Below are 220 nucleotides of genomic sequence, written 5' to 3' on the forward strand. Positions count from 1 at the left end.
GTGCTACCGTTCGACTTGCATGTGTTAGGCCTGCCGCCAGCGTTCAATCTGAGCCATGATCAAACTCTTCAATTTAAGTTTGATGCTCGTGAATTAAACTTCGTAATGAATTACGTATGTTCACTCAAGAGACTTGGTATTCATTTTTCGTCTTGCGACGTTAAGAATCCGTATCTTCGAGTGCCCACACAGATTGTCTGATAAATTGTTAAAGAGCAGT

At 41.4% G+C, this 220-nt stretch carries 1 rRNA gene; it reads right to left on the reverse strand.

Annotated elements, in window-relative coordinates:
* A 16S ribosomal RNA gene (locus NNO02_RS23740) occupies positions 1 to 75 on the reverse strand; the annotation flags it as partial.
* Positions 76 to 220: the final 145 nt, after the last annotated feature.

The sequence above is a fragment of the Citrobacter sp. Awk 2 genome, from assembly GCF_028069815.1.
Classification (GTDB): Bacteria; Pseudomonadota; Gammaproteobacteria; order Enterobacterales; family Enterobacteriaceae; genus Citrobacter.